The sequence below is a fragment of the Lacinutrix algicola genome (genome assembly GCF_001418085.1).
Lineage (GTDB): Bacteria > Bacteroidota > Bacteroidia > Flavobacteriales > Flavobacteriaceae > Lacinutrix > Lacinutrix algicola.
In genome coordinates this window covers 44,030-70,127 of record NZ_LIQH01000037.1, presented here as the reverse complement: position 1 = coordinate 70,127, position 26,098 = coordinate 44,030, and the positions used below count along the sequence as shown (strand labels likewise).

Genomic DNA, 26,098 nt, shown 5'->3' with positions numbered 1-26,098 from the left:
AAATGAGTATAAAAAAAATAATTTATTGGATTGCGACTTTAGGTGTTTGTGGTATATTTTTGTTTTCTGCAGCAATGTATTTCACTCAATACGAAATGGTAAAAGGCTTTTTTGAAGCACTTAATCATCCTACATATATTGTTTATCCTTTAGCAACATTAAAAGTTTTTGGAGTTGTTATGATTTTGTTACGCAAAAGTAGTTGGCTAACAGAATGGGCATATGCAGGCTTCTTTTTTAATGCTCTTTTAGCAAGTGCAGCACATTATAATGCAGGCCATGAAATTGGGCTTTCTTTTGTTGTAATTCCATTACTATTAATATCTTATTTTTTAGGAAAAAGTGAGAGGCCTATAAAAGTTAATAATTAAGATATAGCCATCCTATAAAAGGTTTTTTAATAGACTCAATTGTTATTACATAATAGTAAGTTCCAACAGGTAAAAGGGTGTTAGATTTTAAAATACCCTTATTAGGAATACCGTTCCAGTTATTTTTATAATTGTTAGTTTCGAAAACTAACGTCCCATACCTATTAAATATTTTTACATTATTTACAGGATAATCTTCAATACAATTTATTGTAAACGTATCGTTGTCTCCATCGCTGTTAGGAGAAATACCTTGAGATATTTTTAAGCAATCGTTTATAAAAACGGTAGCGGAATCTTCATTATTGGTTTCATCTCTATCTATTTCGGTTACACTTTCTAAACTGGCTGTATTTAATAAGTTTATAGACGAAACGACTTGAGCTGTAATGTTTAATGTTTCTGTTTGATTGGTACTTAAATTGGGTAAATTCCAAAGAAAAGAAGTTTCATTATATGTACCATAGGTTGTATTAGCACTAAGAAAAATGTAGCCAGTAGGAAGGCTTTCATATATAAAAATATTTGTTGCATCTGTGGTACCTATATTTGAAGCCGTAATAGAAAATGTAACAGTTTCTCCAATTACAACCTCTGTAGGAGAAACAGATTTTAGTACTTCAATATCAACATTAGTTTCTAAAATGCTAACCTCTGCAGAATCTTGATTATTGGTTAAATCTCTATCTGTTTCTGTAACACTATTTAAACTAGCGGTATTAATTAGGTTGTTTGGTGAGATAACTTGAGCGATAATAGTTAATGTTTCGGTTTGGTTTGGAGACATATTATCTAAGCTCCATAAATATGAGGTATCGTTATAAGTACCTAAACTAGTTGATGCTGATACAAACTGATAGCCGGCAGGAAGGTTTTCTAAAATTGAAATGTTTGTTGCTTGAGTTGTACCTAAGTTAGAAATTGTAATAGAAAAAGTAACATTTTCTCCTACAAAGACTTGAGTTGGGAGTACCGATTTTAGAACCTCAATGTCTACATTACTATTGTCTGCTATTACATCTAAAGTTGCATTTGCAAGAGAGGTGTCTATGTTGTTTTGATCTAAGAAATTATTGTCGTCATTTAAATAATTGCCAATAATAGTAGAAGTAACAGGAACAGAAAAGGAGCAAGTTTCAACACCATTTGGAAATATTAAATTATTAACAATTACACTTGTGCCTCCATTGTTTCCTATGAAATCTGCAGTACAACCATTGTCTTGTGTCCAAGTTATTGGTCCTGAAATTGTTAATCCACTAGGAAGACTATCGGTAAAATCTATATTGTTTTGAGCTGGGTTACCTGCTAAATTGGTAACAGTAAACTCTAGAATACTTTCTTGTCCAACAATAATTTGAGTTGGCGTAAAGGATTTTACAACTGTTGGAGCGATTACTTGAACGTTACTAATAGAGATATTTGTTTCAATAGTTAACTCTTGATTGTCGCTTTCGTTTGGTATTGCTTGTGCGTTGTTTGTAAAAGCGCCACCGTAACTTGGAGCTGTAACAGGAATTGTAATTTGTATTGTTGAAGCCGCATCCATGTTTGGTATTACTCCTGTTACAGTATTACCAGTAGTGGTAAAAGTTGTGCAACTAGCATTTCCATTTGTAACTGTACATGTTGGAGTGCCGTTTAAGGTAAATTGATTTCCAAGAATATCCTGAAAATCTATATTAATGGCATTAGAACTTGTATTACTATTAGTAATATCGATAATCCAATTAAAATTTTGATTGACTACAACCTGAGTAAATTCTGGGTAGGTTTGTACCACTAAATCTACACAAGGAGCAAAATAAGTAACAACATCTGCTTGGTTGTTATCTGTTATGTTGTCTGCTAAATCATCAACACTAGTTATTCTTACACCATTTGTTGCCTGTATTGCAGAACTAGAGCATTCTGGACTCCAATCTACTACTACTTGAAAAGAAACAGAGCTTAGTGCGGGTAAAGAGTAATTATCTTCAGGAAGAATACTCCAAAAAACATCTTCCATTCCAGTATTTGGAACACCGTCTAAAAGGACTCCAATATTGGCATTATTAATAGTTGGGCATACTGCTGTTCCTGTTGTAGAAGAGCAGTTTACAGAAACTAAAGTTGCAGTTGTTAATGTATTTGCTCCATTTGGCATGTAGTCTTCAATTTCCACTAAGGCACCCACGGTTGCACTTGGGTTTGTTACAGTAATTTCGTAGGTTACATTCCCCCAACCAACAGTATTTGCAGCATCACTACCAAGTGGTAGAACTGGGCTTATTTGTGTTTTAGTAATTTGTAAATCTACTATTTCTTCAGGGTCACAAATTGCTAAAGGAGGTAGTATTACAAAATCACTTTCAGCATTGTTTAAAATGTTACTCTCTAAAATATCTGATTCTAAAAGGTTTATCCCACTTCTTACATGTCCCTCCGAATTAATTGGTGTTCCGGTAGAGCAATCATCAGGATCTATAAATTTTACAATAGTAGTTATGGTTATGGTAACATTTGCAGGAATTGTAAATTCGTTGCTAGACCAAAAAAGACCTTGGTCCGTTAATGTAAAATCATTACAAGTAATATTTCCTGTAGTTGCATCACATGTTATAGAAACAATATCCCAATCTATATTCACAGATAGATTTTGAATAAAAAAGCGACCATAGCCATCTAAAGGCCCGTTGTTACAAACAGTGGTTTCAAAAGTTATTTCTTCATCCCAATTTACCATTTGTGTCGGTATTGGAGTAATTTGCGTTGTCTCGATACATAGATCTGTTGTAGCGCAATCTGGAGCGTCTATTAATTGTGTAAAAACTAAATTAGAGTCGTTAGAAGATTCGTTAGCGTGATCTATTTCAATTTTAATAAAACTATCTACAGCCAATGGAGCGATATCTATGCTACAACCAGGTTCTAAATATTTATACACAATTTCAAAACTTAAAGTGCTATTTGCATTAAATAGAATAGGAGCATTAAAACCAAAAAGAGGAGTGTTTTGTGGGCTTGCTGTTAATATAGTACTTGTGTTTTGTAGTACTCCAGAAACATCTGGGCATAGTGTTCCATTTGTTCCATTTAAACATGTGATAGATTCGAACTGTACATTTGGTACTCCAAAATTAATAGCACTTGCTACTTGCATTCTGCCAGAAAAGCCATTTAAAGGAAAACCAATAGCGCTATTATTTGTAATAGTAAACTGGTAAGTAACGGTGTCGTTCCAATTGTTTATTCCTGTGCCTTCAGCTGGTAAAACTTGAGAATATACTACAGAAAAATCTATAGGTAAATCGTTTACATCTATAGAAATTATAGATTGATTGTTGTCCGTATTACTATCTGTAGTTCCATTAGGAGGAAAAACAGTTACATTAGTCGCTATACCTCCTGGATTAATAGGTGCTCTAACAGTAACTAGTACTTCAACACTAGAATTACTCGGCATGTTAGCAACGGTTCCTGTAAGTAAATTTCCTGAAAAAGCAATATTTGAAACATCACTAGCTCCTCCATTTGAGTTTTGACCCATAGCAGTAAAATAACTAACATTTGTACTTAATGTTTGAGAAAATGTAGCATTACTAACAGTTGTTCCAGAGTTTAATATGGTAATTAAATATTGGAAATCTTGATAAATATTTACCTGTGAAACAGGTGCTCCTGTAATATTTTGTGCCTCTACAACAATTGATAAATCTGTTGTTTGTGCTTTTACATTTAAAAATGAAAAAGATAAGAATAATAGGCAAATAGTGATTTTTTGCATTGGTTGGTTTAATTAGTAGATAACCAAAATATAAAAAGGTTGCGTTAATAACTATTAAAAAGATTGTAAATTTGAAAATATAAGTAATATTTAATGGGTAAATTATACATAGTACCAACACCAATAGGGAATCTTGAAGATATGACCTTTAGGGCTGTTTCAGTTTTGAAGTCAGCCGATTCTATTTTAGCTGAAGACACCAGAACTTCTGGAAAACTTTTAAAGCATTTTGAAATAAAAACACCAATGCAAAGTCATCATATGCACAACGAGCATAAAACGGTCGAGCGTTTAGTCGAGCGTTTAAAGAGTGGAGAAACTATTGCACTTATTAGTGATGCAGGAACTCCTGCGATAAGCGATCCTGGTTTTTTACTTACACGTGCTTGTGTTGAAAATGGTATTGAAGTAGACTGTTTACCAGGAGCTACAGCTTTTGTTCCTGCTTTAGTGAATTCTGGTTTGCCAAACGATAAATTTGTATTCGAAGGTTTTTTACCTGTTAAAAAAGGCAGGCAAACACGATTAAAATTACTTGCTGAAGAAACTAGAACTATCATTTTTTACGAGAGTCCTCATAAACTTATTAAAACACTTGGTCATTTCTGCGAATATTTTGGAGAAGACAGGCAAGTTTCTGTATCAAGAGAGCTTACTAAAATGTTTGAAGAAACAGTTAGAGGTACTGCTAAAGAAGTTTTAGCGCATTATACAAATAAACCACCAAAAGGAGAGATTGTTGTTGTTGTTGGAGGAAAAAAATAGCTAGCGCGATATAAAATAATATATTTTAATGCAAAACTTACTGGAGAATATTAATCAGTGCTCCATTTGTAAGGAGTATTTACCTCTTGGTCCCAGACCAGTGGTTACTGCACATACAGAATCTAAAATTGTAATTATTGGTCAAGCTCCAGGAACTAAGGTTTATGAGTCAGGAATACCATGGGACGACCAAAGTGGTAAAAAACTAAGACAATGGCTTAATGTTAGTGATGAAGATTTTTATAATATTAAAAAATTCGCGATCATACCAATGGGATTTTGCTATCCAGGAAAAAGAAAAACAGGAGATCTACCGCCAAGAAAAGAGTGTGCTCCAGAGTGGCATGAAACTTTAATCGAAAAAATGCCTAAAGTAGAATTAGTATTATTAATAGGTGTTTGTGCTCAAAAATATTATTTAAAAGAACACTTTAAAAAAAACCTTACCGAAACCGTTGGGGAATATAAAACGTATTTGCCAAAATATTTCCCAATGCCACATCCTTCTCCAACAAACAGATTTTGGAGAGCTAAAAATCCATGGTTTGAGGAGTTAGTTGTGCCGGAGTTACAGAAAGTAGTAGCTGGTATTTTATAAAATATTTACAAGCCATTCTTTATAGAATGGTTTTTTTATTTCATAAATTTAAGCCACAATAAAAAAGACAACAATGATTAACAAAAAAGTGAACTCGGTTAGTGAAGCTACTAAAGGTATAAGTGATAACATGACGTTTATGTTAGGTGGTTTTGGACTTTCCGGAATTCCTGAAAATGCAATAGCAGCATTAGTTAAGAGCGGTGTAAAAGGATTAACATGTATTTCTAATAATGCAGGTGTAGACGATTTTGGTTTGGGCTTATTATTGCATCAAAAACAGATTAAAAAAATGGTGTCGTCTTACGTTGGTGAAAACGATGAATTCGAGAGGCAAATGCTTTCTGGGGAGTTAGATGTAGAATTAATACCACAAGGAACCTTAGCTGAGCGCTGTAGAGCGGCACAAGCTGGTTTTCCTGCAGTTTTTACGCCAGCAGGTTATGGAACTGAAGTAGCAGAAGGTAAAGAAACTAGAGAGTTCGACGGTAAAATGTATGTTTTAGAGCACGCTTTTAAAGCTGATTTTGCCTTTGTAAAAGCTTGGAAAGGTGATGCAGCAGGTAACTTGGTATTTAAAGGAACTGCAAGAAACTTTAATCCATGTATGGCTGGAGCAGCAAAAATTACAGTTGCTGAGGTTGAAGAATTAGTGCCTGTAGGAGCATTAGATCCTAATCAAATTCATATACCAGGTATTTTTGTACAGCGCATTTTTCAAGGTGAAAAATATGAAAAACGTATTGAACAGAGAACTGTTAGAACAAGAGAGTAATTGTCATTCCTGTGAATGACAGGAATCAACAAATTAAGAAAAATTTTAAATAGATTCCTGCTTTCGCGGGAATGACAAAACGAAAAAGATGTTAGATAAAACAGGAATAGCAAAACGCATTGCAAAAGAGGTACAAGATGGTTACTACGTAAACTTAGGAATAGGAATACCAACATTAGTAGCTAACTATGTGCGCGATGATATTGAAGTGGAATTTCAAAGTGAGAACGGTGTTCTTGGTATGGGTCCGTTTCCTTTTGATGGTGAAGAAGATGCAGATATAATTAATGCAGGAAAGCAAACCATTACAACACTTCCGGGAGCAAGTTTTTTTGATAGTGCAATGAGTTTTGCAATGATTCGTGGGCAACACGTAGATTTAACTATTTTAGGAGCTATGGAAGTAGCCGAAAACGGAGACATAGCCAACTGGAAAATTCCAGGAAAAATGGTAAAAGGAATGGGTGGTGCTATGGATTTGGTTGCAAGTGCTGAAAACATTATTGTTGCAATGATGCATACTAATAAAAGAGGAGAGTCTAAAATACTTAAAAGATGCTCTTTACCATTAACAGGTGTTGGTTGTGTTAAGAAAGTAGTAACTAATTTGGCAGTTTTAGAAGTTACAGATAAAGGTTTTAAACTTTTAGAACGTGCGCCAGGAGTTTCGGTTGAAGAAATTAAAAAAGCAACAGAAGGAACTTTAATTATAGAAGGAGATATTCCTGAAATGAGTTTATAAATAGAGGTTTTTGTGCTGACTGAGTATTATATTAGGAAGCTATAGGTTAGCTTCGTTTTTAATATAAAAGCTTGTTGAAAGGATGAAAAACATGTTAAATGTTAAAATAAAGTGTATTTCGTCGAATGTTATTGCTTTTTAGCTGATTAATTTAAAATCTCACTTATATTAGCAGTCCCAAACCTATCAAATTTTATAACCTCAAATGTACCATTGGCTTAGATGCTTTTGTTATGTAATACTAGATTTACTTTGAAATTGTTGTAAAGTCAAAATGATTTCAAAGTAGAAATAGTATAAACACCAAATCTATCATAAACAACCTACCTATGAATTCAGATTTATTTTTATTAAGGCAATACCAAAAAATAAAGAATACATTTAAATTTCTTAGAAGTATGATGTATTTAACAAAAAAGGTCTTTATGCTATAAGCCTTTTGGTATAGCGTTTATCAATTTTTTAGTATACTCTTTTTTTGGAGCATTGTAGACAATATCTGCATCATCCAATTCTTCTATTTTGCCTTTATTCATAACCAATAATTGGTCACTCATATATTTTACTACTGCAAGATCATGTGAAATAAAGATGTAAGTAAATCCAAAGTTTTCTTTCAATTCATTTAATAAATTCAATACCTGAGCTTGTACAGAGATATCAAGAGCAGAGACAGATTCGTCGCAAACAATTAATTTAGGTTGTAGGGCAACGGTTCTAGCAATACCTATGCGTTGTCGTTGTCCTCCAGAAAATTCATGAGGATATCTGTTAAAGTGTGAAATGTCTAAACCAACGCGTTCTAGAATTTCTATTGCTTTTTCTTGTCTTTCTGCAGTATTAGCAAACAGATTATGCACTTTCATAGGTTCCATTATTGCTTTTCCAACAGTTAGTCTAGGATTTAATGACGAATAAGGATCTTGAAATATTATCTGAATGTCTTTTCTAAGCGCTTTTACTTCAGTAGAATTTAATTTTGTAATATCGTTACCTTTAAATAAAATAGTTCCAGCTGTTGGTCTATCTAAAAGTAAGATGGCATTACCAAGTGTAGATTTTCCACAACCAGATTCACCTACCAACCCTAAAGTTTCACCTTCATAAAGTTTAAAACTAACGTTATTTACGGCCTTAAAGTTTTCGGCTTTAGAAAACAAACCAGATTTAGAGATGTATTCTTTCTCAAGATTAATAACTTCTAATAAAGGTGCTTGATTGTATATTTTCTCGTGCTGAATTGCTCTCATTTCTGAAGTAATAACAGAATTATCTACAGCATCATTCATTACATCACTAATAGTTGGTAGTCGTTTTAATCTTTTGGTTAGCGAAGGTCTTGCGTTAATTAGTGCTTTTGTATAATTATGTTGTGGCGTTTTAAAAATGGCATCAACTGTGTTTTGCTCTACAATGTTGCCTTTATACATAACGAGTACACGATTTGCAATTTGTGAGATTAGGGACAAATCATGTGTAATAAAAATAATACTCATTTTCGTTTCTGCCTGTAGCTCTTTTAATAGAGCTATAATATCATTTTGCACGGTAACATCTAAAGCAGTAGTGGGCTCGTCTGCAATTAAAATATTTGGTTTACAAGCAATCGCCATTGCAATCATGACACGTTGTTTTTGTCCGCCAGATATTTCATGAGGATAAGAAGCATACACGCGTTCCGGTTCTGGCAGTTTTACCTTTTCAAAAAGCAAGAGCGTTTCTGCTTTAACTTCCTTTTTAGATAATTTAGTATGTTGAGACAATATTTCTTCTACCTGTTTGCCGCATGTTGTAGAAGGATTTAAAGAACTCATAGGTTCTTGAAATATCATAGCTATTTTCTGTCCTCTTATATTCTGAAAAGCTTTCGATGTAATTTGGGTTAAGTCTTTGTCTTCAAAAAGAATGCTACCAGAAGTTATTTTAGAAATTTTATTTGGAAGCAATCCTAAAATAGCTAAAGAGGAAACCGATTTACCCGAACCAGACTCTCCTACAATACCAAGTATTTCATTTGTATTTAAATGATAAGATATATTATGTATGATTTCATTTTCATCTCCGTTAGAAAAAAAAGAAATAGATAAATTATTTATGGATAGTAAATTGCTCATTTGAAGTAAATGTAGGAATTATAGACTATAATATTACGGTAAAAACAGTAACCACAGCCGAACGTTAAAATTTTAACAGTTTTTAATCGAAAAAATTAAAAAAGGGATTATTTATTCTATTTTATTTTGATACTTTGATTAATGAAACCACAAAATATTAACTAATTTATTAAATAATCAACATGAAAAAGACAATTACATTATCAATTTTATGTTTTCTATTTGCATTAACTATGCAGGCGCAAAATTACGAAAGATGTGCGGCTATGGAAAACTTAGAGTACAGAAAAGGCTTAGATCCAACCTTAGAAAGTAGAATGGCAGAAATAGAATCTTTTACTCAGAAGAAAGTATTAGAACAAGGAAACGCACAAAATAAAGTAGTAGGTAGTATTATAACAATTCCTGTTGTAGTTCATGTGTTATATAGGAATGCGACTGAGAATATTAGTTTAGCACAAATACAGTCTCAATTAGATGTTTTAAATGAAGACTTTAGACGTACAAATCCAGATGCAGACAACTCTTGGTCTCAAGCGGCAGATACTCAAATAGAATTCTGTTTATCTACTGTAGATGCTAACGGTAATGCAACAACAGGTATTACTAGAAAGCAAACTACTCGACAAGATTGGAATGCAAATGACGATGCTAAACGCTCATCTTCTGGCGGAATAGATCCTTGGAATACTAGCGAATATCTTAACATGTGGGTAGTACCAAAAATGACAACTGTTTCTCAAGGACAAACAATTAACCTTTTGGGTTATGCACAGTTTCCTGGTGGAGCAGCTGCTACAGATGGTATAATCATGATTTATAATGCATTTGGTAGAACAGGAGCAGTTACTGCACCTTTTGATGGTGGTAGAACAACGACTCATGAAATTGGACATTATTTTAACCTACGTCATATTTGGGGAGATAGCAATTGTGGAAACGATTTTGTAAGCGATACACCAACACACCAAACATCTAATAGTGGTTGTCCTATTGGTCAAACATCTTGTTCGTCTACAGATATGCCACAAAATTATATGGATTACACAAACGATTCGTGTATGAACTTATTTACGCAAGGACAAAAAACAAGAATGCGAGCTGTATTAGAAGCAGGAGGAGCAAGGCGTACTTTAGCATTATCAGATAAGTGTGGAGCAGTTGCACAACCAACTTGTACAGATGGTATTCAAAATGGAACAGAAACAGGAGTAGATTGTGGAGGTTCTTGTACACCATGTACTACAGGTCCTCAATATTGTGCATCGCAAGGAAATAGTGTTAACGATGAGTATATTTCTAGAGTACAAATTGGCAGTATAGACAATGCTTCTGGAGCACAATCATATTCAGATTTTACAAGTGTTTCAACTAACTTAACTAAAGGAGCTTCAAGTACTATTACAATTACTCCAACTTGGACTGGCACAGCATATGCAGAAGGTTACTCAGTTTGGATAGATTATAATAAAGATGGAGATTTTACAGATTCTGGAGAACAAGTATTTTCTAAAGCGGCATCTCAAACAACGCCAGCAACAGGAAGTTTTACGGTACCAGCAGGAACTTCTTCTGGAGAAACTAGAATGAGAGTTTCTATGAAATATAATGGTGTGCCAACAGCATGCGAAACTTTCGAGTATGGAGAAGTAGAGGATTATACTGTTAATATAGTAGCAGGAGTAGCAGATACGGTTAAGCCAGTTATTACTTTAGTAGGAGCATCTACAATTAATTTAACTGTAGGCGATGCGTATTCAGAATTAGGAGCAACTGCTACAGATAATGTAGATGGTAACCTTACATCGAGTATTGTAACTACAGGAACTGTAAACACAAATTCTGCAGGAACTTATACAAGAAACTATAACGTAAGCGATGCAGCAGGTAATGCAGCAAACCAAGTATCTAGAAGTATTGTGGTAAGTCCTGCAAGCACATCTGGTTGTTCAGGAGCAATTTCATCTTTCCCTTATAGCGAAGGTTTCGAATCTGGTTTTGGAGCATGGACTCAAGGTGGAGGAGATGATTTTGATTGGACAAGAAACTCAGGAACAACACCATCAAGCAATACAGGACCATCAAGTGCAGCAGCAGGATCTCAATATGTTTATATGGAGTCTTCTGCACCAAACAATTCTATTAAACGTGCTATATTAGTATCGCCTTGTTTTAATTTAGCAGGACAAAATCAAGCAACATTTAGTTTTAAATATCATTTGTATGGAGGAACAACAATGGGTAGCTTAAATTTAGCGGTAAGTACAAATAATGGATCGTCTTGGTCACCTGTTTGGACTAGATCTGGAAACCAAGGTAACTCTTGGCAAGATGCTAGTGTAGATTTATCATCTTATGCAGGAAGTAATGTGCAATTAAGATTCGATGGTACAACAGGTACAACATGGCAAGGTGATATGGCGGTAGATGCTATTAGTCTTACTAATGGTTCTGCAGATAAGTGTGCAGGAGTTTCAGAATACAACAGTAGTCAATCGTATTCAGTTGGAGATAGAGTAACTTATAATGGTTCTTTATACGAAAGAGGAGCATCTAGTTGGACTAACTTAGGATTATGTGGAACTGCAAGAGTTTTAACCGAAGGTATAGTAGAGTATTTAGGTGTAGAAATCTCTGTATATCCAAACCCAGTAAAAGGAAACATGTTATACGTAAAATCTAACATAGAAAACTTACCATTTACGGTTGTAAATATGTTAGGGCAGCAAGTAGCAAAAGGAACGGCAACACATGGTGTAAACGTTGCAAACTTGGAGTCTGGAATGTATATGATTCAATTTAATGTGAATAATACATTAGAAACAAGGAAATTTATTAAGCAGTAGTTTTATCTCTTAAACAAAATTTAATTTTAAAAGCCCAGACGTAAGTTTGGGCTTTTTTTATGCGAAATTTTTAGTGCAAATTTTTGCCAGAAAAAGGCAAAAACCAGGCTGTCACTACTCAATCTTTTTGTGCCAAAAAGGATTTCAAACAAACCGTTCCATCCTTTTCGCGAGAGATTAGTGCTTAAAATAAGGTGTGTATTTTTAATATAAAGATGGTTGGTAGAATTTAAATTTTCAATCTAAAACTACTTAAATATGTTTAGTGAAAAGAGTGTCGGTACAACGATTAAGCCAATATAGAATATATATTTACCATGTTTTCTATCGTTTTTAGAGTATGAGAATACCTTTTTACCATTAGGTAATGTTTTTTTAGAAGTCCATAGAAAGTAGCCTATAATTAATCCTAGAAAACCACCTATAATAGAGAAAAAATAACCTCCAATAATCCAAGGCTTCTGGTTGCCTTCAGGTTTTTCTAATTCTTTTAAGCGTTCATTTTTTAGAGAATTAAGCAAGTCTTTATCTATAGACTTTCCTCTTTGTGTAAGAATTTTTTGAGCAAGAGTGTAATCAAAAACACTCCACTCGTCAGATTTTAGAAGAATTTCATAAAGCTCCTCATTTGTAAATTCAAATAAGTAATAGTCTTTGTTAACTTCGTTTATTAAGTTTTCAGCATCCTTTTCTAAAATATCTTCAGCCTTTTCAAAGTCAGATTGTTTTATTCTAATCTCAATTTGGTTATTTAAAGTACTTCCAGAAAAAGTAATATCTACAGGAGGTATATTATCATCAATAATAGATTCAATACTATTTTCTAAGAGTAAATCTCTTAATTCTATTGCTAATTCTAAAGTAGGAAACTTTCTAAATATCGAGTATTGTTCTTTCATTTGTATAACTATTTAAAAGTACTTCTATTTTTCTTAAAGCAAAATAGTATTCTTTTTACACATGTATAATCTCATCATTTTCTAGTATGCGTTCACCACGAAGTCTTAAGAAAATTTGAGCTACTGCAATGGTATCTTTTTCGCAGTAAACGACTATTCTGTAGATGTCGTTATCTTCATAATAAGTTTTATAAACTTCACTGCCATCAATATCGTCTTTTGGCGATGGGATGCCTAAAACGTTAGTTAGTAGTTTTAAAGAAGTATAGGTTTTGTAATCGCCAAACTTCCACAACTCTAAAGTATCGAGATGAGGTACTTCCCAAGGTTTTTTACCAAAGAGATTCAATTTATATGGTAATTCTATATTATGAATAATCATGCGCCTCGCTATGTATGGAAAATCGAATTCTTTACCATTATGTGCACACAATAAATGTTTAGCTTGGCTAAAATGAGAAATAATTAAGTTTTTAAAATCTCTTAAAAGTGTTGGTTCTTCGCCATGAAAAGAAGTTGTTCTAAACAAACGTGTTTCTCCTTGATTAGTAAAATACCCAACAGAAATACAAATTATCTTTCCAAATTCAGCCCAAATACCTGCACGATCGTAAAATTCCTCTGCTGAGAATTCTTCTTTTCTTTGGTAGCGCGATTTTGCTTCCCAAAGTTCTTGTTTGGTTTTATCGAGTTCATTAAAATGTTCCGTTTCAGGAACTGTTTCAATGTCAAGAAATAAGATGTTTTCTAGGTTGAGTTTAGATATCATAGGCTTGTAATCTTTAGACTGCGCTCGAGATAAACTCTTACAGAAATCTTATTAATTTTTAACTGATGGTTTTTTGCTTATGTTTAATGAGATAATTTCTATTGCTTTTTCCATCAACTCATCACGTTCTTGCTTTATACCTTCTATAGTTGGATTAATTTCTACATCTGGAACAATACCAACACGCTGCGTTTCTTTACCATCTGGATAATATACTCCAATTCCAGAAATTGAAGTTCTTAGTCCACCAGGAAGGTTTATTGATGATACGTTGCCATCCGCACCTGCTGTAGTACTGCCAACGATGGTAACATTATCGCCAACTTTGAAGCCCATAGTTGTATATTCTGCTTGACTTTGAGAAATCTCATTTACTAAAACTACAACTTTTCCTTTATATGTTTTGCCTTTTGAAGGAATAGATAATTGTTTTCCAAAAGAGAACTCACCAGGATAATTTACATTTCCGTTTGTAAATTTCACAAACGGAGTGGTTTTAGATGTGAAAAATTGGCCTAAAAGAAAAGGCATAAATGCCGAAGGATAATTTCTAATATCGACTATAATACCTTTAGTATCAATAAATTCTTTTCTTATAATTTTTACATCCTCTTCTTTTATGTTTTTAAGTGTAATGTAGCCAATGTTATTGTCTAGTTTTTTAAAACTCTTTTCATTGTCTTCATTTTTATACCATCTATAATATCCTTTAATATCGCTTTTATTGTAAAGGTTTAATGTCTTGTTGAGAGCATTTTTATTTCGTACTAGTTTTAAATCTACAGTATTATTAGTTGATTGTAGGATATCGAAACTTATATTACGTAATCGTGTTGGCTGATTTGATGCAGGATAAAAATCGTGTTTTTCTTTTACTAAGTCCTCAATAGATTTGTTGTTAATATGTGTAATAATATCTCCTAGTTCTAGACCACTAGGTGTATTTCCTTCTTCAAAAAAAGCATCAACTATCAATTTGTTTTCAACAAATTTTACATGAAAAGTAGGGAAGTAATCGCCTTTTTGTTCTATAATTTTATTATTTCCTCCCCAAAGATTTGCATGTGTATCTTTAATATCGCCTATCATTTGTAATGCAGCTAATTCATATTCTAATTCATCTTTAGCATTTATAAATTTAGGGATATATTCTTTTAAACAGGTATTCCAATCTTTGTCCATTAAGTGTTTGTATGGAAAGAAATAGTTTATCATATTCCAATACTTATACACAGAGAGCAGTCTAAAACCATCATCTGGATATTTCATATCTGAATATGATTTTTCATTCTTAAATCTAGGGTTTTTAACACCTTTCATCATACCAATGTAATAGTGTTTACCTTGATGTCTGTTTTTTTTAATGTATTCTAGTTTTTCTTTTAGACCTTGAGACAAATCATCTCTTTTTATCCAATCTAAATCTGGTTTTAAGAATGCATCTTCAGCAACTTCTTTACAAGATTTGCAACGTTTTACCTTTCCTAAGCTATCAATCCATGAGGCTAATATATTATCACGGTCTATATTGTTTTTAGCATTTTGAAATTTGGGAAGGATTCTAAATAATTCATAATCCCAGTTAAAATTTCCTTTGCCAACTTCAGGATGATAGTATTTTAGGAATCCCCAAACGCGACCTAAAAGATCTAAGTTTTTTATTTGATTATTATTTAAGGAGGAAATTGAGATATTAGAGCCATTATCAAATGTTTTGTCTTTTTGTGCAGTATCTAGTTTTTTTTCTGGTGCTTGAGCTAATGGTTTACCGTCGACTGTAATTTCCATGTTATCAACCCATATTTTTCCAGTCCCAACAATTATACCTCCAAAAACAATTTTTTCGGCGGCACTGTTATAATCTAGTTCAATTTCATATTTTGTCCACTCGTTTGTACCTTTTATTTGTTGTGATTGCATATTGTCGAATCCAATTTGAGGATCAACTCGTAACCACAAACCGGCAAAACCACCTTCTACATTTTCAGTTTTAAGATAACCAGAGAGTTTTATTTTTTTTCCATCAAAATCTGTAGGTATAGTATAAGCTAATGCTTTAAAGTCACTTTTCCCGTTTTGACTTTCTATAGAGCCAGAAATTTTTCCATTTTGTTTTATAGTCGTATCATAAGTTATTTTGTAATTGTCGCTTCCAAAAGACTTCCAGCCCTTCGCTGTTTCATTTTCTAGAATTTCAAAATCTAAGTTATGGTTGGTTTGTGCAAATACAGTGTTACATGCAAACACGATAGATAAAATTAAGATTAGTTTTTTCATGGTTGATTAGTTTTATTCAAAAGGATGAATAAAATTTAATGACTTCAATTAATAAGATGTTAAATAACAAAACATTAATATTTATTTATCCAACATCTTATAAGCCTCATCTATATAAAGTGAAATATCACTAGTGTAAGTACCAATGCCTGCATCTGGAGATTTCTGGTGACCTAAACGCACAATAATAACATTGTCTTCTGGTTGTACAATTACGTATTGACCAAGATGTCCACGCATCATTGCAAAGTCTTTACCGTTGTGTTTTTTAAGCCACCAACCGTAACCGTAAACAGGATCGAATTTTGGAGTTAAAGATTTGGCTACAAAAGCAGAGTCTAATATTTGCTTCCCATTCCATTTCCCGTTGTCTTTATATAGTTTTCCAAAACGAGCAAAATCTTTTGCATTACTAGCAATACAACAATAAGCCTTTACTAAATCGTGTTCCTCACTATCTACTTGCCAAAGCGTTTGGTTTTCGCTACCTAAAGGTTTCCAAAAGCTTTCTTCGAAATAATTGTATAATTTTTTACCTGTAGCTTTTTCAATAACCATAGCTAGCATTTGCGTGTCTCCACTTGCGTATTTAAAGGCTTTTCCTGGTTCGTCAACAACTTTTAACCCATTCATTACTTTGGCTAAATCATCATCAAAATAAGCACGTGTAGTAATAGATAAAGGCGAATAGTAAGCTTCATCCCAATTGGTTCCAGAGCTCATTGAAGATAAATCACCAACCGTCATTTTAGAGGCTAATCCATCGCAAAATTCTGGAAGAAAATCGCAAACTGGCTGATCTAAACTTTTAATATAACCATCCATAATGGCTTTTCCCATTAATCCAGAGACATAACTTTTAGCCATAGAAAACGAGTTGGATTTCGAGTTTTCGTTGTAACCATCGTAATAGTTCTCGAACCAAATACTATCATTTCTAATAATTACATAAGCTATTGTTCCCCAATCTTTATTTGCTGTTTGTAAAGTTGCAGTTTCTTTTGCTGCATTATAGTCTTTATGGTTTGGCCAAGGTTGAGGTGTTCCATTTTCTATAACTTGGTTGTCAAACTTTTTATAATCGTCTAAAAAAGCAGTGGTATAACCTTGCATGTAGATGGTGCGGACAGCCTTAATAAGGTAATCTGTATCTGTAATGTAAAGTGTTGCAATTAGTAAACCAAAAAGGACTACGATTACTTTTAGAAGCTTTTTTAGAAATTTCATTTATATAAATAGTTTAGAATTTTAAATATAATGAAATTATAACTGAAAGCTAATTATTTTGCGCGTCTTAGTGCTTGCTTTTTCTTGTAGTAGTTTTTTTCGGCCACATATAGTGTTTTTGAAAACGCTGCTACAACCTCTGCATCAGCATTTAGTAAATGCATTGTTTTTTCAAGATTAACTTCTTGTTCGGTTTTAAGCTTTTGCTTAAGTGTATCTATTTCTTCGGCAGAAAAAATAAATTCACCATGTATAGTGCCTTTTCCTGGGCGTTTATATTTTGCTGTAACCGCTTTGTCCCAAACCACATAATCGTTACCAAGAATTTGAATAAGTTGTATCATGTAAATTGGATCTGTAGCTGCTAGCATACTGCCACCAAACATAGAACCAGCGTAATTTCTATTTTTCCAATTTAGTTTTAGTCTGATTTTTACATAGTGTAAATCGTCACTCACATTAACAAGTTTTGCGGTAGTACGCCTGTACATTGGCGACCAATTAAAACCATATTTGTAAATGGTTGACGGTTTTACAAAACGTGTTAAAAAATCGGTTGCAATTTTATACATTAAAATAAAGATTGTTGTTTGTACGGACTCTCATGTTCAATGAGCCATTTTTTTCGATGTAAACCTCCTGCATATCCAGTTAAACTTCCGTCGCTACCAATTACTCTATGGCAAGGAATTACAATCCATAACGGATTTTTGCCATTAGCATTTGCTACAGCTCTAATTGCTTTTACGTCTCCTAATTGTTTTGAAAGCTGAAGGTAAGATGTAGTTTTGCCATGAGGAATAGTTTGTAGTGTGTTCCAAACACGGTTTTGAAAATCTGTACCTTTAGGATTAAGCTTTAAGCTGAATTGCTTACGCGATCCTTCAAAATATTGATTAAGCTGAAGTACGCAGTCTTCCAGAACTTCTGGAATAATGTCTGTAATTTTTTCTTCAGAATTTAAAACAGTTACCGATGCAATACCATCTAAATCGCCAGTTATCTTGGTGAAACCTAAAGGCGATTTGATAATGCATGTTTCCATTGTTACTCAGGACTATTTTCGTCTATAATACCAAGTTTTTTAGCACGTGCTTCCCAGCTTTTTCTTGCTAGACTTTGTAGATCGCTTACGTTATCGCTTTCGTCCATTATTTCCATACCTAAAAGTGTTTCTATAACATCTTCCATGGTTACAATACCGCTAACAGAACCATACTCGTCTACTACTAAAGCCATGTGGTTTCTAGTTTCTACAAGCTGCTCGAACAATGTTGGTATTGCTAAATTTCTGTCTACAATTATAATGTCTCTTTTTAGTTCTACTAATTTTTTAGAACCATTACCTAAAGCCATTTCTTTAAAGATTTCGTCTTTTAAAACTAGTCCTTTTATGTTGTCTTCGGTTTTAGAATATACTGGTATTCTAGAAAAACGAAGGTTCATATTTCTATTAAAAAAATCTTCTACGGTAGTATCTTCATTTTCAGATTTCATAACCGTTCTTGGTGTCATTACATTTTTAGCAAAAACTTCCTTAAAGGTTAAAAGGTTTTTAATAATTTTACTTTCGTTACCTTCAAAAACACCTTCTTCGTGTGCCATATCTGCCATAACTAGAAAACCTTCTCTACTTAATACACTGCCATGACCTTTACCACCAATTAATTTTGTAGTTAACTGCATTAACCATAATAAACCTGTCCATTTTAAAGGAAAAATTAAAATATTAAGGGCAGTAGTAGTAAAACCTGCTAAACTTTTCCAGTAAGTTGCACCAATAGTTTTTGGGATAATTTCTGAAGCTACTAATATTAAAATAGTCATTACTGCCGAAACGATAAATACACCATATCCATCTCCGCTTCCGTAAAGGCCTTCGGCTTCTTTACCTACCAAAATTGCACCAACGGTGTGGGCAATAGTGTTTAAAGTAAGGATAGCAATTAATGGTCTGTCTACGTCTTTTTTAAGTTCTTCTAAGTTTTCGGCAAAAGCTTTTCCTTCTTGTTTTTTTAAGTTAATAAATGTTGGAGTAACACTTAAAAGTACAGCTTCTAGAATAGAGCATAAAAAAGAAAAGAAAATAGATATAACGCCGTAAAATAATAATAATCCCATGAATTGATTTTGGTTTGTTTGTGGCTAATTTACGATATTAATTTTACTACATCTTTTGCGAAATAACTCGCAATTATATCTGCACCAGCACGTTTAATAGCAGTAATTTGTTCCATCATAACAGCATCGTGGTCTAACCAACCTTTTTCGGAAGCTGCTTTAAGCATAGAATATTCTCCAGAAACCTGATATACAGCAACAGGTACATCGACTTCATTTTTAATTTCGCGTACAATATCTAAATAACATAAACCTGGTTTTACCATAACAATATCTGCGCCTTCATCGATATCCATTTCGGTTTCGCGTAACGCTTCAAAACGATTTGCGTAATCCATTTGGTATGTTTTTTTATCTTTAGGAATATCTAAAGCATCTACAGGAGCAGAGTCTAAAGCATCGCGAAAAGGACCATAAAAAGCAGAAGCATATTTAGCTGAATAACTCATGATTCCTGTATCTGTATAACCTTCGTCTTCTAAAGCTTCACGAATAGATAAAATACGACCATCCATCATGTCGCTAGGTGCTAGAAAATCGGCTCCAGCTTCGGCATGAGAAAGACTCATTTCTGTTAATACATCAACACTCTCATCGTTAATTACTTTACCATCTTCTATAATACCATCGTGCCCGTAAACCGAGTATGGATCTAGTGCAACATCCGTCATCACTAGCATATCTGGACAAGCATTTTTAACCGTTTTAATAGCACGTTGCATTAATCCATCAGGATTTATAGCTTCGGTTCCTTTATTATCTTTTAAATTATCTGGTACTTTTACAAATAGTAATACAGATTTTAAACCTAGTTTCCAAAGCTCTTTAACTTCGGCTTGTAATAAATCTAAGCTGTAACGATAGTAATTTGGCATGGAAGCAATTTCTTCTTTTATACCTTTTCCTTCAACCACAAAAAGTGGGACTAAAAAATCGTTTGGAGATATTATAGTTTCTCTAACTAAACTTCTTATAGCTTCGTTAGTTCTTAATCTTCTATTTCTTTTTATTGGATACATAGTTTTATTACTTTTAACGAATACAAAGTTAATGATTATACCAATTAACAAGCGAAATGAAGCTTACATTATTTAAATTAATAGGCTTTATTTATTGGAATTAAACTATTTTATAATTGATTGAATCTTTAGATACATTAGAATTTATTTTTCCTTGGAGAAGTTATCAAGCAGAGTTATTGAAGCATTTTGATAGCCACATGGCAGATAATCATTTTCACGTTATTGCACCTCCAGGTTCAGGTAAGACAATTTTAGGAATTGAAATTCTTAGACGTTTAGGAAAAAAGACTTTAGTGCTTGCGCCAACGCTTACTATAAGAAACCAATGGAAAGATAGATTGCAGACGTTCTTTTCTGAAGGCGAAACATTTAGTAATTTCTCTTTTAATATTAAAGAACCAAGCGATGTTACTTTTTCTACCTATCAATCTCTTCATGCTTTTTATAAAACGTTCGAAGACAAGAACGATTACTTTACATTTTTTAAAAAACATGGAATTGAAACACTTGTGTTGGATGAAGCACACCATTTAAAAAATGCATGGTGGACGTGTTTAATGGACTTAAAAAACAATAGTTCGTTTTATATGGTTTCGCTAACAGCTACTCCTCCTTACGATAGTAGTAGAGCAGAAGTTTCTAAATATTTTACATTGTGTGGTGAAGTAGACGACGAAATTGCTGTTCCAGATTTAGTAAAGGAAGGCGATTTGTGTGCACATCAAGATTATGTGTATTTCTCGAAACCAGACGATTTAGAGATTAATTTTATAGTCGATTATAGACGTAAAATTGCAGATTTTAAGGATAATCTTTTACAGGATAGTGCCTTTATTAATTTTTTGCTTAATCATAGATTTTATAAAAACCCGAATTGGAATTTAGATGCCTTGTATGCCAATACTAAATACTTTTCGTCAATATTAATTGCTTTACATGCTTGTGGTTTTTCAATAGAAATAGAAAAATTAGAAATTCTTGGTTTTAATAAAGATGAAGCGATTAAGCTTCCTAAATTTGAGTTAGAATGGCTTCAGGTTTTACTTCAAAATATATTAGTTGACGATAGAGAAGAACTTTTTGAAGATGAAGCTTATTTAAAAACTTTAGAAAAACAATTACGGCTTTTAAATACTTTCGAGCGTAATAAAGTAGACTTTAGAGGTGATGATTTAATTTATAAATCGTTATCAAACAGTCCAAGTAAGCTTAAAAGTATTGTAAGTATTATTGATAGTGAAAGAACACATTTAAAAGAAAATTTAAGGTGTGTTATTCTTACAGATTATATAAGAAAAGAATTTTTAACCATAAAAGATAAAGACATTAGTGAGATAGATAAAATAGGTGTTATTTCTATCTTTCAATACGTTAGACATTATTGTGGTAATAAAGAAGAGCTTGCTGTACTTTCTGGGAGTATTATTATAATTCATAAATCTATTGTAAACGCATTGCTTACTATAGAAAGCGAAGACGACTTTTCTTTTAAACCATTAGAAATTGATGCTTCTTTTGTGCAAGTAACACCAAATACAATAGCTAAAAAAACCATTGTAAGTAGTATTACAAAACTGTTTGAAAACGGAACGATAAAAGTACTTGTTGGTACAAAATCTTTATTAGGTGAAGGTTGGGATGCGCCTTCTATTAATAGTTTAATTTTGGCTTCTTTTGTAGGTTCGTTTGTGTCCTCAAACCAAATGCGAGGCAGAGCCATTAGAACAGATGCAGATTCACCAAATAAAACAGGAAGCATTTGGCATTTGGCAAGTATAGATCCAACGCAAGATGATGGTGGAAGAGAGGTTGAAATATTAAAACGACGTTTTGAAGCTTTTGTTGGTGTAACCAATAATGAGATTCCGTTTATTTCTAATGGATTCGAACGTTTGTACTTTCCTAAAAATATTCAGCCAGATACTATTGAAGCCTTAAACACACATACTTTAGATCAAGCAAAGCAAAGAAGTAATGTTATTGCAAAATGGAAAAGTAGTATTGGTAGTGGAACAAAATTGACCAAACAAGTAAAACTTATTCATTATAAAAATGTGCCTTTTAAAAAGCAAAAACAGATTTACTATTTTGATATTTTACGCTTTTTTACTGTAGAACTACTTATTGGTTTTATGATATTCTATGTAGAATTTATAATTAAAAGTGCAGATATTGCTTTACATCAAGGTATTATCTATTTTTTATACTCGTTATTAATTGCGCTTTTAGGCGCATTTGGATACAAGTTTTACAAAGCGATTACGTTGTATTTGCGTTATGGTTTTTTATATAAAAAAATAAAAAAAATGGGATTAGCAATCCTAGATACTTTAGACGATTTAAAGTTGCTAACTACTAATAAAAATAATATTTCTGTAGATTCTTACGTCTTAAATAAAGGCGATGTGGTTTGTAATTTAGTTGGCGCAAATGCATTAGAAAACTCAATATTTTCTAAAGCGCTTACAGAACTTTTAGAGCCAATAGATTCGCCTCGCTATTTAATTATTAAAACAAATACGTTTAGAAAAAAGTTAGATGTGGAGAGTTTTTATCCTGTTCCAGATATTTTTGGAGATAAGAAAGAAAACGCTGTTTTGTTTCAGAAGCATTGGACCAACTATCTTGGAAAAAACAAGCTAGTCTATACTAGGCAATTTGATGGTAGAAAACTGCTTTTAAAAGCTAGGTTGTTTCATGTTTATAATGCTTTTAGTAAGATGACTAAAGAGGTTGTGGTTTGGAAGTGATTATTTAATCTTCAAAAAGCCCTAAATATTTCCAATTCTCATCCTCTCTCACAAAAGCAGACTTTTCATGAATAATAGCAACACTTCCATTTTCATAAAATGAAGCATCAAATGTTACCGTACCTTCTTCGTCTTTCTCTAAACCATTAGTAGTTTCAAGGACTTTAAGTTTTATCCATTCTACAGATTTTGCCCACTTTACAATGGCTTTTTTTTCGGACGTTGGTCTTGTAGAGCTATGATGTGTATGCATTAAATAATCGCCATTAGCTAGAACAAAAGCGCTATATCTTGAACGCATTAATTGTTGTGCTGTTTCTGTTTTTCCATTATTTAAATGAAATACTTCGCAGCATGCTTTGTAGGTTTTATTGTTTCCGCAGTAGCAATTCATTGTTCAATTATAATTACTATTTTTCATACTTATCAGTTTTTTTGAAACCAGACAGATCTTAATTTCTTATTTAAACCCAATCTACAGGATTCTGTAATACATCAATCAATCGTTCTTCTTCGCTTCCAGCTTCGGGATTGTGATCGTAAACCCATTGTACATGAGGTGGTAAACTCATTAAAATACTTTCTATTCTTCCGTTTGTTTTTAGTCCGAAAAGCGTGCCTTTATCATGCACTAAATTAAACTCTACATAACGACCACGACGAATTTCTTGCCAATCGCGTTGTGTTTTTGTGTATTCTAAATCTTTTCTTTTTTCGGCAATAGGAACATAGGCTTCAAGAAAACTATCTCCAACTTCGGTAACAAAGTCGTACCAATTTGGCATGCTCATGTCTTCTGAAGCTTTACAATAATCGAAAAATAAACCGCCAATACCACGTCCTTCGTTACGGTGTGCATTGTAAAAATACTCGTCGCAACGCGCTTTGTATTTAGGGTAAAATTCTGGATTGTGTTTGTCGCAAGCAGTTTTGCAGGTTTGGTGAAAATGTGTAGCATCTTCATCAAACAAATAATAAGGTGTTAAGTCTTGACCGCCGCCAAACCATTGGTCTACAATATTTCCTTCTTTATCATACATTTCGAAATAACGCCAATTTGCATGTACCGTTGGAACCATTGGGTTTTTAGGATGTAAAACAAGGCTTAATCCGCAGGCAAAAAAATCTGCATCTTCGACACCAAAATACTTTTGCATAGAGTCTGGTAGTTTTCCATGTACACCAGAAATATTAACGCCTCCTTTTTCAAAAACGTTTCCGTTTTCTATAACTCTTGTTCGTCCGCCACCACCTTCTGGTCGTTTCCAGATGTCTTCTCGAAAAGTCGCTTTTCCGTCAACTTTTTCTAGACCTGCTGTAATAGTGTCTTGTAATTGATGTATGTATTTGAAAAATTTGTCTTTCATTTTTATACCATTGATTTGTTACAATATGTTACCTTTTCAAAATCTCTTATATTAATTGCAATAAAAGGAATCTCAGGAAACATTAATTTTAATTCGGTTACTATACTCTTAGAAAGCTTCGCTTTTTGTTCGGTTGTTCTGCCTTCCATAATGTTTGCAAAAACATGAATAAAAGGTTCCTTTTTTCCGCCAACTAAATAGTTTTCTTTAAAAGGATTTAAGCGCACTTTAATATCTGCTTCATCAAATAATAAACTGTTATTTGCTGTGTTGTGTACTTTGGTTAAAACAGATTTTGCTTCAACATTATTTAATATATCTTCAGAGCAATCTATTACAAAATGTGGCATAATTGTTTATTTGTATAATTCATATAACTCCATGTCAAGAGGTTCTTCACCTATTGGAGTAAATTCTTTTAGCAACGTTTTTTGCCAAACAAAACCATTATTTAAAGCCACGTTTACACTTGGTAAATTGTCTTTGTGTGCAATTATTTGAAGTGTCTCTAAATTTAATGTGCTAAAACTATAATTAGACAATGCTTTTATAGCTTTAGATACAAGGCCTTGACCTTTAAAATTGTAATCTATACAGTATGCAAGTTCACCTTGTTTTTTAGACCAGTCTAATGCTTTTATGTAAATAATTGCTGCAAGTTTGTTATTTTGAGCTTGTTTTAAAGTGAATAGAAACTCTTCTTTTTTATTGAATTGCTTCACTTTAGTCTCAACAAATAACTGCGATAATGTTGGGTTCGAGTTTTCGTTTAAAGTGCCAGGGAAATAGCGTTTAAAACGATCGGAATTTGTTACCATAAAGTCACAAAGCTTCCAGGCATCTGTTTCTTTAATTGGGCTAATTTCGAAGTCGTCAAACTGTAGAATCATTATTTAATTTTACGCTAAGTATTTAAACTGCAGGTATTTTTTGTGCTGTTAGTAATTTGTTTTCGGCTTTAATAGCTTCTACTGTTTTAGTGGTTGCTGCTGTTACGGAAAGTGGTAATACTATAATAATTCCGATAAAAGGAATTAATAAAAATAGCATAAAAACAATACCGTTTCCTATTGCTAAACCTCTATTTTTTCTAACGAAATTAACACTTTCTTCATATTTAAAATGATGCTCTAAAGTGTAGTCCATATTACCAAACCCAGCATAAAAAGCTTGAACTAAGAATATAAGAATAGTACCTATAATACCAATAAGAGGAATAAAACTTAGTATAATTAAGGGAATGGTAAAAAGTATTTCTTTAAGAAGATTTCTAACGTTAATTCTAATACCTCTCCAAAGTTGCTCTTTAAAAGAGGTCGCTCTATGATTGTGTTTTGTAGCTCCAGTAAGATATAATTCAATTTTTTCTGACACTGGGCTCATAAAAGGAGCCGACAAAGCCATTACAATATGCTTATAAAGTATAAAACCTAAAAGAATAATAATTGCTCCACCTAAATAACTTGAAATAGAAGTAAAGGTTTCTATTCCTGTTTCCCAAGGCCATATTTTAGCTATAAATCTACCAATGTTATCTGATAAAGCATAAGCAGTAAAGCCAACAATTGTAGCCGTTATAATGCTAATAATGATTGGCACTAAAAAGTATTTCCAGAGTTTTAATTTCGAAATTAATGCAAATGTTCCTGTATAGGCTTTTATACCTTTTAAAATGTTTTTAATCATTAA

At 32.8% G+C, this 26,098-nt stretch carries 22 protein-coding genes; 7 read left to right on the top strand and 15 right to left on the bottom strand.

Annotation, left to right across the window (positions count from 1 at the left end; translation table 11 throughout):
- Nucleotides 1–2: 2 nt before the first annotated feature.
- Nucleotides 3–371: a DoxX family protein gene (locus ASC41_RS09680; RefSeq protein ID WP_055436445.1), complete on the top strand. Its 369-nt coding sequence runs from the start codon at nucleotides 3–5 to the stop codon at nucleotides 369–371.
- Here ASC41_RS09680 and ASC41_RS09675 read toward each other — a convergent pair.
- Nucleotides 361–4,137, bottom strand: a complete 3,777-nt coding sequence (locus ASC41_RS09675) for a DUF7933 domain-containing protein (protein ID WP_055436444.1) — start codon at nucleotides 4,135–4,137, stop codon at nucleotides 361–363. The genes ASC41_RS09680 and ASC41_RS09675 overlap by 11 nt on opposite strands.
- 93 nt (nucleotides 4,138–4,230) lie before the next feature.
- Here ASC41_RS09675 and rsmI point away from each other — a divergent pair, with 93 nt between their 5' ends.
- The 4 genes from rsmI (at nucleotide 4,231) to ASC41_RS09655 (ending at nucleotide 7,017) form a co-directional block, all read left to right on the top strand.
- Nucleotides 4,231–4,902, top strand: coding sequence for a 16S rRNA (cytidine(1402)-2'-O)-methyltransferase (gene rsmI / locus ASC41_RS09670; protein WP_055436443.1), 672 nt, complete (start codon nucleotides 4,231–4,233; stop codon nucleotides 4,900–4,902).
- 28 nt (nucleotides 4,903–4,930) lie between these two features.
- Nucleotides 4,931–5,500: a uracil-DNA glycosylase family protein gene (locus tag ASC41_RS09665; RefSeq protein ID WP_055436442.1), complete on the top strand. Its 570-nt coding sequence runs from the start codon at nucleotides 4,931–4,933 to the stop codon at nucleotides 5,498–5,500.
- A gap of 73 nt (nucleotides 5,501–5,573) precedes the next feature.
- Complete coding sequence (locus ASC41_RS09660) at nucleotides 5,574–6,275, top strand: CoA transferase subunit A (RefSeq protein WP_055436441.1); 702 nt, start codon at nucleotides 5,574–5,576, stop codon at nucleotides 6,273–6,275.
- Between the two features lie 88 nt (nucleotides 6,276–6,363).
- Entirely contained in the window at nucleotides 6,364–7,017 is a 654-nt protein-coding gene (locus ASC41_RS09655; RefSeq protein ID WP_055436440.1) for a CoA transferase subunit B, read from the top strand.
- A 428-nt stretch (nucleotides 7,018–7,445) separates the two neighbouring features.
- Here ASC41_RS09655 and ASC41_RS09650 read toward each other — a convergent pair whose 3' ends face one another.
- Nucleotides 7,446–9,131 (bottom strand): ABC transporter ATP-binding protein, encoded by a 1,686-nt coding sequence (locus tag ASC41_RS09650; RefSeq protein ID WP_055436439.1) that lies wholly within the window; start codon nucleotides 9,129–9,131, stop codon nucleotides 7,446–7,448.
- Between the two features lie 182 nt (nucleotides 9,132–9,313).
- Between ASC41_RS09650 and ASC41_RS17135 the strand changes: the two genes are divergently transcribed.
- Nucleotides 9,314–11,977, top strand: coding sequence for a GEVED domain-containing protein (locus ASC41_RS17135; RefSeq protein ID WP_241489649.1), 2,664 nt, complete (start codon nucleotides 9,314–9,316; stop codon nucleotides 11,975–11,977).
- A gap of 248 nt (nucleotides 11,978–12,225) precedes the next feature.
- On the opposite strand, the gene ASC41_RS09640 is transcribed toward ASC41_RS17135, so the two are convergent.
- The 8 genes from ASC41_RS09640 to hemB all read right to left on the bottom strand — a co-directional run bounded on the left by ASC41_RS09640 (nucleotide 12,226) and on the right by hemB (nucleotide 20,289).
- Nucleotides 12,226–12,876 (bottom strand): hypothetical protein, encoded by a 651-nt coding sequence (locus ASC41_RS09640; protein ID WP_055436437.1) that lies wholly within the window; start codon nucleotides 12,874–12,876, stop codon nucleotides 12,226–12,228.
- Between the two features lie 55 nt (nucleotides 12,877–12,931).
- Nucleotides 12,932–13,645 (bottom strand): 3'-5' exonuclease, encoded by a 714-nt coding sequence (locus tag ASC41_RS09635; protein ID WP_055436436.1) that lies wholly within the window; start codon nucleotides 13,643–13,645, stop codon nucleotides 12,932–12,934.
- Between the two features lie 51 nt (nucleotides 13,646–13,696).
- A complete protein-coding gene (locus tag ASC41_RS09630) occupies nucleotides 13,697–15,922 on the bottom strand; it encodes a S41 family peptidase (RefSeq protein ID WP_055436435.1) in 2,226 nt (741 codons plus the stop codon).
- An 81-nt stretch (nucleotides 15,923–16,003) separates the two neighbouring features.
- The gene (locus ASC41_RS09625; protein ID WP_055436434.1) at nucleotides 16,004–17,149 is read right to left on the bottom strand and encodes a serine hydrolase domain-containing protein; all 1,146 of its coding nucleotides are present in this window, start codon (nucleotides 17,147–17,149) and stop codon (nucleotides 16,004–16,006) included.
- A gap of 53 nt (nucleotides 17,150–17,202) precedes the next feature.
- The gene (locus tag ASC41_RS09620) at nucleotides 17,203–17,721 is read right to left on the bottom strand and encodes a DUF4442 domain-containing protein (RefSeq protein WP_055436433.1); all 519 of its coding nucleotides are present in this window, start codon (nucleotides 17,719–17,721) and stop codon (nucleotides 17,203–17,205) included.
- Nucleotides 17,721–18,194, bottom strand: coding sequence for a methylated-DNA--[protein]-cysteine S-methyltransferase (locus ASC41_RS09615; protein WP_055436432.1), 474 nt, complete (start codon nucleotides 18,192–18,194; stop codon nucleotides 17,721–17,723). Before ASC41_RS09615 ends, ASC41_RS09620 begins: the two co-directional genes overlap by 1 nt.
- A 2-nt stretch (nucleotides 18,195–18,196) precedes the next feature.
- Nucleotides 18,197–19,270 carry a CNNM domain-containing protein gene (locus tag ASC41_RS09610; protein ID WP_055436431.1) on the bottom strand — a complete coding sequence of 358 codons (1,074 nt, stop codon included), beginning with the start codon at nucleotides 19,268–19,270 and terminating at the stop codon, nucleotides 18,197–18,199.
- 29 nt (nucleotides 19,271–19,299) lie between these two features.
- Nucleotides 19,300–20,289, bottom strand: a complete 990-nt coding sequence (hemB, locus tag ASC41_RS09605) for a porphobilinogen synthase (RefSeq protein ID WP_055436430.1) — start codon at nucleotides 20,287–20,289, stop codon at nucleotides 19,300–19,302.
- Between the two features lie 116 nt (nucleotides 20,290–20,405).
- On the opposite strand from hemB, the gene ASC41_RS09600 reads away from it, so the two are divergent.
- On the top strand, nucleotides 20,406–23,042 hold the full coding sequence (locus ASC41_RS09600) for a DEAD/DEAH box helicase family protein (RefSeq protein WP_241489648.1): 2,637 nt from the start codon (nucleotides 20,406–20,408) through the stop codon (nucleotides 23,040–23,042).
- 4 nt (nucleotides 23,043–23,046) lie between these two features.
- On the opposite strand, the gene ASC41_RS09595 is transcribed toward ASC41_RS09600, so the two are convergent.
- The 5 genes from ASC41_RS09595 to ASC41_RS09575 form a co-directional block, all read right to left on the bottom strand.
- Nucleotides 23,047–23,436, bottom strand: coding sequence for a YchJ family protein (locus ASC41_RS09595; RefSeq protein WP_055436429.1), 390 nt, complete (start codon nucleotides 23,434–23,436; stop codon nucleotides 23,047–23,049).
- Nucleotides 23,437–23,506: 70 nt separating this feature from the next.
- A complete protein-coding gene (hemF, locus tag ASC41_RS09590; RefSeq protein ID WP_055436428.1) occupies nucleotides 23,507–24,409 on the bottom strand; it encodes an oxygen-dependent coproporphyrinogen oxidase in 903 nt (300 codons plus the stop codon).
- Between the two features lie 2 nt (nucleotides 24,410–24,411).
- Nucleotides 24,412–24,759 carry a 5-carboxymethyl-2-hydroxymuconate Delta-isomerase gene (locus ASC41_RS09585; protein ID WP_055436427.1) on the bottom strand — a complete coding sequence of 116 codons (348 nt, stop codon included), beginning with the start codon at nucleotides 24,757–24,759 and terminating at the stop codon, nucleotides 24,412–24,414.
- A 6-nt stretch (nucleotides 24,760–24,765) separates the two neighbouring features.
- Nucleotides 24,766–25,299 carry a GNAT family N-acetyltransferase gene (locus ASC41_RS09580; RefSeq protein WP_055436426.1) on the bottom strand — a complete coding sequence of 178 codons (534 nt, stop codon included), beginning with the start codon at nucleotides 25,297–25,299 and terminating at the stop codon, nucleotides 24,766–24,768.
- 22 nt (nucleotides 25,300–25,321) lie between these two features.
- Nucleotides 25,322–26,095: an EI24 domain-containing protein gene (locus ASC41_RS09575; RefSeq protein ID WP_055436425.1), complete on the bottom strand. Its 774-nt coding sequence runs from the start codon at nucleotides 26,093–26,095 to the stop codon at nucleotides 25,322–25,324.
- Between the last annotated feature and the right edge of the window lie 3 nt (nucleotides 26,096–26,098).

What these genes read in the sequence shown, in the direction of transcription:
- ASC41_RS09630 (WP_055436435.1), bottom strand. Translation starts at nt 15,922, where the DNA reads ATGAAAAAACTAATCTTAATTTTATCTATCGTGTTTGCATGTAACACT.
- ASC41_RS09680 (WP_055436445.1), top strand. Translation starts at nt 3, where the DNA reads ATGAGTATAAAAAAAATAATTTATTGGATTGCGACTTTAGGTGTTTGT.
- ASC41_RS09595 (WP_055436429.1), bottom strand. Translation starts at nt 23,436, where the DNA reads ATGAATTGCTACTGCGGAAACAATAAAACCTACAAAGCATGCTGCGAA.
- ASC41_RS09660 (WP_055436441.1), top strand. Translation starts at nt 5,574, where the DNA reads ATGATTAACAAAAAAGTGAACTCGGTTAGTGAAGCTACTAAAGGTATA.
- ASC41_RS09575 (WP_055436425.1), bottom strand. Translation starts at nt 26,095, where the DNA reads ATGATTAAAAACATTTTAAAAGGTATAAAAGCCTATACAGGAACATTT.
- ASC41_RS09640 (WP_055436437.1), bottom strand. Translation starts at nt 12,876, where the DNA reads ATGAAAGAACAATACTCGATATTTAGAAAGTTTCCTACTTTAGAATTA.
- rsmI (WP_055436443.1), top strand. Translation starts at nt 4,231, where the DNA reads ATGGGTAAATTATACATAGTACCAACACCAATAGGGAATCTTGAAGAT.
- ASC41_RS09655 (WP_055436440.1), top strand. Translation starts at nt 6,364, where the DNA reads ATGTTAGATAAAACAGGAATAGCAAAACGCATTGCAAAAGAGGTACAA.
- ASC41_RS09665 (WP_055436442.1), top strand. Translation starts at nt 4,931, where the DNA reads ATGCAAAACTTACTGGAGAATATTAATCAGTGCTCCATTTGTAAGGAG.
- ASC41_RS09620 (WP_055436433.1), bottom strand. Translation starts at nt 17,721, where the DNA reads ATGTATAAAATTGCAACCGATTTTTTAACACGTTTTGTAAAACCGTCA.
- ASC41_RS09610 (WP_055436431.1), bottom strand. Translation starts at nt 19,270, where the DNA reads ATGGGATTATTATTATTTTACGGCGTTATATCTATTTTCTTTTCTTTT.
- ASC41_RS09675 (WP_055436444.1), bottom strand. Translation starts at nt 4,137, where the DNA reads ATGCAAAAAATCACTATTTGCCTATTATTCTTATCTTTTTCATTTTTA.
- ASC41_RS09625 (WP_055436434.1), bottom strand. Translation starts at nt 17,149, where the DNA reads ATGAAATTTCTAAAAAAGCTTCTAAAAGTAATCGTAGTCCTTTTTGGT.
- ASC41_RS09580 (WP_055436426.1), bottom strand. Translation starts at nt 25,299, where the DNA reads ATGATTCTACAGTTTGACGACTTCGAAATTAGCCCAATTAAAGAAACA.
- hemF (WP_055436428.1), bottom strand. Translation starts at nt 24,409, where the DNA reads ATGAAAGACAAATTTTTCAAATACATACATCAATTACAAGACACTATT.
- ASC41_RS17135 (WP_241489649.1), top strand. Translation starts at nt 9,314, where the DNA reads ATGAAAAAGACAATTACATTATCAATTTTATGTTTTCTATTTGCATTA.
- ASC41_RS09585 (WP_055436427.1), bottom strand. Translation starts at nt 24,759, where the DNA reads ATGCCACATTTTGTAATAGATTGCTCTGAAGATATATTAAATAATGTT.
- ASC41_RS09615 (WP_055436432.1), bottom strand. Translation starts at nt 18,194, where the DNA reads ATGGAAACATGCATTATCAAATCGCCTTTAGGTTTCACCAAGATAACT.
- ASC41_RS09650 (WP_055436439.1), bottom strand. Translation starts at nt 9,131, where the DNA reads ATGAGCAATTTACTATCCATAAATAATTTATCTATTTCTTTTTTTTCT.
- hemB (WP_055436430.1), bottom strand. Translation starts at nt 20,289, where the DNA reads ATGTATCCAATAAAAAGAAATAGAAGATTAAGAACTAACGAAGCTATA.
- ASC41_RS09635 (WP_055436436.1), bottom strand. Translation starts at nt 13,645, where the DNA reads ATGATATCTAAACTCAACCTAGAAAACATCTTATTTCTTGACATTGAA.